Source organism: Gottfriedia luciferensis, assembly GCF_002156865.1.
Taxonomy (GTDB): Bacteria; Bacillota; Bacilli; order Bacillales; family Bacillaceae_G; genus Gottfriedia; species Gottfriedia luciferensis.
The window spans coordinates 25,601-31,600 of the sequence record NZ_NCTA01000032.1; the positions used below are offsets into that span (position 1 = coordinate 25,601).

General features: G+C 31.5%; 9 protein-coding genes. 6 read left to right on the top strand and 3 right to left on the bottom strand.

The window, feature by feature from the left end; translation table 11 throughout:
• Positions 1–171: 171 nt before the first annotated feature.
• Positions 172–609 (top strand): peptidylprolyl isomerase, encoded by a 438-nt coding sequence (locus B7R67_RS17020; RefSeq protein WP_088072187.1) that lies wholly within the window; start codon positions 172–174, stop codon positions 607–609.
• 198 nt (positions 610–807) lie between these two features.
• On the opposite strand, the gene B7R67_RS17025 is transcribed toward B7R67_RS17020, so the two are convergent.
• A complete protein-coding gene (locus B7R67_RS17025; RefSeq protein WP_088072188.1) occupies positions 808–1,437 on the bottom strand; it encodes a cupin domain-containing protein in 630 nt (209 codons plus the stop codon).
• A gap of 380 nt (positions 1,438–1,817) precedes the next feature.
• On the opposite strand from B7R67_RS17025, the gene B7R67_RS17030 reads away from it, so the two are divergent.
• Entirely contained in the window at positions 1,818–2,177 is a 360-nt protein-coding gene (locus tag B7R67_RS17030) for a GNAT family N-acetyltransferase (RefSeq protein ID WP_088072189.1), read from the top strand.
• Positions 2,178–2,219: 42 nt separating this feature from the next.
• Here B7R67_RS17030 and B7R67_RS17035 read toward each other — a convergent pair whose 3' ends face one another.
• Entirely contained in the window at positions 2,220–2,720 is a 501-nt protein-coding gene (locus tag B7R67_RS17035) for a DUF309 domain-containing protein (RefSeq protein WP_158095138.1), read from the bottom strand.
• A gap of 110 nt (positions 2,721–2,830) precedes the next feature.
• Positions 2,831–2,947, bottom strand: a complete 117-nt coding sequence (locus B7R67_RS17040) for a YjcZ family sporulation protein (protein WP_088072191.1) — start codon at positions 2,945–2,947, stop codon at positions 2,831–2,833.
• 216 nt (positions 2,948–3,163) lie between these two features.
• On the opposite strand from B7R67_RS17040, the gene B7R67_RS17045 reads away from it, so the two are divergent.
• From B7R67_RS17045 to B7R67_RS17060, 4 genes are all read left to right on the top strand, one after another.
• Positions 3,164–3,934, top strand: coding sequence for a segregation/condensation protein A (locus B7R67_RS17045; protein ID WP_088072192.1), 771 nt, complete (start codon positions 3,164–3,166; stop codon positions 3,932–3,934).
• Entirely contained in the window at positions 3,934–4,515 is a 582-nt protein-coding gene (scpB, locus tag B7R67_RS17050; protein ID WP_088072193.1) for an SMC-Scp complex subunit ScpB, read from the top strand. Before B7R67_RS17045 ends, scpB begins: the two co-directional genes overlap by 1 nt.
• A gap of 71 nt (positions 4,516–4,586) precedes the next feature.
• Positions 4,587–4,985 carry a hypothetical protein gene (locus B7R67_RS17055; RefSeq protein WP_088072194.1) on the top strand — a complete coding sequence of 133 codons (399 nt, stop codon included), beginning with the start codon at positions 4,587–4,589 and terminating at the stop codon, positions 4,983–4,985.
• A gap of 17 nt (positions 4,986–5,002) precedes the next feature.
• Positions 5,003–5,497 carry a DUF3907 family protein gene (locus tag B7R67_RS17060; RefSeq protein WP_088072195.1) on the top strand — a complete coding sequence of 165 codons (495 nt, stop codon included), beginning with the start codon at positions 5,003–5,005 and terminating at the stop codon, positions 5,495–5,497.
• Positions 5,498–6,000: the final 503 nt, after the last annotated feature.

The window sequence follows — 6,000 nt, forward strand, 5'->3', positions numbered from 1 at the left end:
ACAATAATCCAAATTTTACATCTTACAACACTATTATAGTACTTTTCGAAAACTTGTCATTACTTTTTGTTTTTTGTATGATTAGATAAGCGTTACTAGTTTATTCAGTAATGGTAATGATAGGACAATAAAGTCTTATGAAATTGTTTGTACATAAGGAGGATTTATATTATGAAAAAAGCAAGTATCACTTTTGAAAATGGTGAGCAAATACTTATCGAGCTATTTCCAGAACACGCACCAGGTACAGTTGAAAACTTTGAAAAGTTAATTCGTCAAGGTTTCTACAATGGCCTAACATTTCACCGTGTAATTCCAGGATTTGTTTCTCAAGGTGGAGATCCAAATGGTAATGGAACTGGCGGACCAGGATACCAAATTAAATGTGAAACTGTTGGTAACCCATTAAAACATAAAGCAGGAGCTTTATCAATGGCACATGCTGGAAAAGATACTGGTGGTAGCCAATTCTTCATCGTACATGAGCCACAACCTCATTTAGATGGTGTTCATACTGTTTTCGGTCAAGTAATTGAAGGTATGGATACAGTTTTAAGAATGCGTAACGGCGACGTTATGCAAGAAGTAAAGGTTTGGGACGAAGAATAGTCTAACCATAAAAAAATCAGACTGTTTTCAATCAGTCTGTTTTTTTTATGCCTTTTTCTGATTGTTCAGACTGATTGAAAACATTTGTCTTTCGAGGCGCGAAGCCTGGTGAGGAGCGGAGTTACCTTTAAACGGTAATGAGCACCGCAGGCGGGCAGTCTGAAACTCTCTTCTATTTCTATAGAAGAGAGTTTTTTATTAGTAACGATATTGATAATAGTGTTGATTTTGATAAGGATTTTGATAGCCATTCTGATGTGGCTGTTCTCTAATTTCTTGTTGGTTCTGAAATTGACGACTACAGTTTTTAGGTGGTCCAATAAAGATAGAAGGCTGTAAGGTTGAAGTTGTTCTTTTCCATTGATTTTCATCAAGACAATAAGTATGCGCGACGATATTCGAAGGGGTAAATTTTAAAAGATCTGAGAATAAAATGACATCTGGTGAAGGCGCATTAAATATTGCCAATAAATGGGTATTGTCTTCGGTTGCGATTTCATAGTGCCACCATCCTTGTGGTACATTTGCAACTTGACCAGGAGTGATCGGATAATTTAATAATTGCTTTGTATAAGGATTAATAATTGATACAACAGCTGAACCAGAAATACAATAAACTAATTCAGATGAGTTTTGATGATAATGAGGCTCTACAACATTATTTAAGCTTAAATAAATATCTAATAAAGATAAATGATCTAATGAATTTAATTCATTTATACTTAATTGATTGATAAAATTTTGACTATCTTTTACAAAAGCATGGTTTTTATTTATATCATACGTAAATTGAATACTTGGCGATGTATAATCTAAATCCAACCTCATAGTTTTCACCCTTTTTTAAACACTAATTTAAAATTTAATTTATTCAATTTAAGGGAAATGGTGACAAATGCCTATTTGCCAAAAAGAATTTGAGCAAAAATCGAAAGGAGCATATGGAAAAAAATAGAACGTAACTGATTCTTTTATACATTTTTTGCAATAACACAGACCCTTGGATTACTTGACTTCGCGCTTCATCATACAAGCCTTAAGCGTTTTCATGTCTTGACAGAAAAATGTGTGAATTATATATTTGAAATATTGATATATTTGGAACGATTTTGAGTATTTATCGTACTATATAAGCGTGATCAAACATATAATATGTATTGGTTTAGGAGATCATTTAAGAGTTTTAATAATTTTTAAGAGGGGTAAACATGCTAATTAGGTATAAGAAAACATATGAGAAAATTGCAATGGGCCTGCTTTCGTTTATGCCGAATGAAAAAAATGTGAAGAGCTTAGTAAATACAATTAAAGATTATGAAACAAATGAAGATAATCACTTGTTCCTTTGGAAGTTAGACGATATTGTTGGAATTATTGGAATCCAACTACTACCAGATCAGGTTCTTTTAATCAAACATCTTAGTGTAAACCCTTCATTTCGAAATCAAGGTATAGCAACAGCATTGTATGATGCAATAAGAAATCAGTATACTGACTATACAATTATTACTACTTCAGAAATAGCCTCATTTATTGAACATTGCCATAGTAGTTTAAAAGTATTATAAAAAGGTGTTCGTCATTTTTTAGACGTTCACCTTTTGTTTTTCTTATTTTCTTCTTAATTCTAACTGTTTTAATCTTTCAGTAATTACATCTGTTCGATCACGAGTAGAGTGTTTATGAATTAAATCCTCTGTAAAAGATGAATAGTTTTCTTTTTGATTTTGATAATGTTTTAGCAACTCTGAATCTTGTAGTGGTAAGTCAAAATATTGGAAATCGATTTGGTTCTCGATATTTGACTGTAAATCAACGATGATTTGTTTAAATCGGTCTTGATCAATTCCTGCCATGTTTAATAAATGTTTATCATTTGAAAAAGTAACGACATGACGCATTAATTTTTTTGCACCGATAAAGTTACTTCTTCTATAATGATATAATACTACTGATAATCGGATTAATCCTAACCATACTTTTTTATATTGTTGATTTTGTTCAAGTTTCCATTGTTCTTCAAGAATTTCGTGACATTCAAAAAAATCACGATCAAAATGGAAATGACATAAATATTTTATGTACCGTTCATTTTTATTATAAAGGACCAAGTTTTTCACCTCTTTGATAGTAAAATTTTAACAGATATCGAATGATTAAAAAAGAAGAAAGCCTAGATCAATTGTCTAGACTTTCACGTTTTGTTTTTTCACAAGTTAAATTAGCAGACGAAAGCACATCCAACGATGATTAATAAAATAAATAATACTACGATTAAAGCAAATCCTCTACCGTGACCAAAACCAGTGAACTCTGGAGAAACAACACCTTTACCCATAAAAATAACCTCCTTACTACAAATAATTCTTCTTGCAATGATATCTTATGAAAATTTTAAAAAAGTGGTATAGGCAGATATCTAAAAATTGAGGAACAAAGGAAGATCATCAATGAAATTTCCTTTTCCACTATATAGTTTTGTGCATTTATCCTTTATACTGTTAAAGTATCTATTTTTCTATATTTATATTAAATGTAAGTTGGTGACTAGTTTGTGAAGCAATATGAAGTTAAAATTGATGCATTTGAAGGGCCATTAGATTTATTACTTCATTTAATTCAACGATTTGAAATTGATATTTATGATATACCTGTATCTGAAATAACAGATCAATATGTTTCATATATTCATACAATGAAAGAATTAGAATTGGACATTGCGAGTGAATATTTAGTGATGGCGGCTGAATTACTTGCCATGAAAAGTAAAAGTATTTTACCCAATCATGAAGAACAAGCTGATTGGGATGCTTTATTGGAAGAAGATCCTCGTGAAGAATTAATGAATCGATTAATTATATATAAGCAATTTAAAGAAGCTGCGGTTGTTTTTCAGGAAAAAGAGTCAGAACGTGCAATGATTTTCACGCGAAATCCAGTTGATTTGTCTGAATATGGTCCTAGACCTGAAGATATTTCAATGCCAACTGATGTAACGATTTACGATATGTTTGGTGCACTTCAAAAGCTTTTTAAACGAAAAAAGTTACAAGAACCACTTCAAACGAAAATTGTACGTGAAGAGATTTCAATCGAAAAAAGAATGGAAGAAATTGTTAACCATTTAAAATCATTAAAGAAGAGAACAAATTTTATTAGTTTATTTCCATATAATGATAAAGAAAGTATCGTGGTTACTTTCTTAGCCATCTTGGAGCTAATGAAAACGAAAGAAATAGTTGTAGAACAAGAACAAAATTTTTCAGAGATTTTTCTAACAACTCGAGAAATTTTTGAAGAAAAGCAAGCTGAGGTGTACTTGTAATGGAACATGTAAATAATTTAATGGGTGTTCTAGAAGGTCTGTTATTTGTTGCAGGCGATGAAGGAATATCAATAGTTGAGTTATCAGAGACATTGGAATTAAATCAAACAGAAGTTCTTGAATTGATTGAAAGTCTAAAAAAAGAATATGAAAGTCCAAATAGAGGGTTACAACTACGGATTTTAGCGAATCGTTATAAACTAACCTCCAAAAGGGAACATGGCGAATTTTTCAAAAAGCTTGTAGAAAGCCCATCAAATTCTTCCTTGTCTCAGGCGGCATTAGAAACTTTAGCGATTGTCGCTTATCAACAGCCTATAACTAGGACAGAAATAGAAGACATTCGTGGAGTAAAAACAGAAAAACCAATTCAAACCCTGGTCTCAAAATATTTAATTAAGGAAGTTGGACGTGCAGAAGGAACTGGACGAGCAATATTATACGGTACAACTACTGAGTTTTTAGATTACTTTGGATTGAAAAATATTAAAGAATTGCCACCTTTACCGCAGGATTTAAAAATGGAAGAGGTTGAAGAAGAGGCAGACTTATTTTTTAGTAAATTTGAAAAAGAAGATTAGTTAAAAAATTCTGCGATTTTACTGGCATCCTATGTTAAACTATTACTATGGAAATCTTGGAGGCGAAAGAATTGTTTATTTATAATTGTCATGGATATGAATTAGTAAAGGCTCAATCAAATACTTCAGAAGATTTTTTTAATCGCTCTGAGGTTGAATATGAATACAATGGAGAAAGATTTGTTACTTCAGTTTTATATGTACGATTCTTTGAAGAACAACTTCCAGAAGTAAGTGATATTAAAACAACTAGATTATACGATAATGGTGAAGAATCAGTAGATTTTCGTGATGTAGTTGCACTTGCATTCATCATTAAAAACCCGGCCTACCGTGGAAGAAAACGTATATATATAAGTGAATTAGATCAATTTGTTAATGAACTACAAGGTGTAGATTTTGATCAATTGGTAGGATATGTAAGAAGTATTAAACAAAGTTCGAATAACAGAGTTAAAGTATCGATCTAATTAATGGAGGGAATAAAATGTCGAATAAGATGGTAGAGCATCAATTAAAAATTGTAGGTAATCAATTAGGAATTGTTGGCTTAGAATGTAATTTGTTTTTAAATAAAAATTCTTTACCGTCGTTTCAACATGAAAATTCAACAGTGGACACAACCTACATGGAGATGATACTTTCGTCATTACGTAGAATTACAGTATACAGTGAGGACGCAAAGGAAGTTTGTGAGAAAATTTTAAGTGGTCAGTTCCATAAAGCGACTGCTGAGGATACATTACATAAAATATATCACAGATGTATAGCAGAATTCTTCTCTCCTAAAAACGATGCGTGGTATGAAAATAGTCGTGCAGCATATACAGGTAATCAAGCAATTACTTTTTATAAAGCTGTACCTACTACTGTTCAAGAATTATTTTCATCATTAGAGAAAGTTTTTCAACAAATGAGAGAAGAGCTTGAGTATTATGAAACAGATTACTCGACCAAACAAATGCAGCAATACAAACAGTAATTAGAAATTCAGACTGTTGGCAAACGCTCGCTTTCTTCGTTGCTTCGCCTGCTGAGCGGTGCTCATTACCGTCTAAAGGTAACTCCGCTCCTCGCCAGGCTTCGCGCCTCGAAAGACAAACGTTTTCAATCAGTCTGAAATCAGATAAATAGGACTTTGTCTACACACTGAGACTAGAAAAATTCTAGTCTTTTTCAGCGTGTTGAATAGATAACGGTCAATATGATAAAAGGCCATTAAGAGAACATTATTGATGATAAAGTTAGTATTTTTTGATGATCTATTAATGAATTTAAGTGTTAATCTGTTTTGAGAATATTTATAACTCCATCAAATTCAAATCATTAGATAGATCGATTTTTATCAGTTTAAAATATTAAATACTAATTTTTATAAAAATGAATTCAAAGGGCAGGAAAAGCAGGAAAAGCAGATAGGAAATATATTATATAGAGGAATTCAATAAAATGCTTTAAAGTCTTTTAATATCTTTTCATTTCACT

Bases quoted from the DNA above. Each gene is read 5' to 3' on its own strand.
- B7R67_RS17020 (WP_088072187.1), top strand. From the start codon at position 172: ATGAAAAAAGCAAGTATCACTTTTGAAAATGGTGAGCAAATACTTATC.
- B7R67_RS17025 (WP_088072188.1), bottom strand. From the start codon at position 1,437: ATGAGGTTGGATTTAGATTATACATCGCCAAGTATTCAATTTACGTAT.
- B7R67_RS17030 (WP_088072189.1), top strand. From the start codon at position 1,818: ATGCTAATTAGGTATAAGAAAACATATGAGAAAATTGCAATGGGCCTG.
- B7R67_RS17040 (WP_088072191.1), bottom strand. From the start codon at position 2,947: ATGGGTAAAGGTGTTGTTTCTCCAGAGTTCACTGGTTTTGGTCACGGT.
- scpB (WP_088072193.1), top strand. From the start codon at position 3,934: ATGGAACATGTAAATAATTTAATGGGTGTTCTAGAAGGTCTGTTATTT.
- B7R67_RS17060 (WP_088072195.1), top strand. From the start codon at position 5,003: ATGTCGAATAAGATGGTAGAGCATCAATTAAAAATTGTAGGTAATCAA.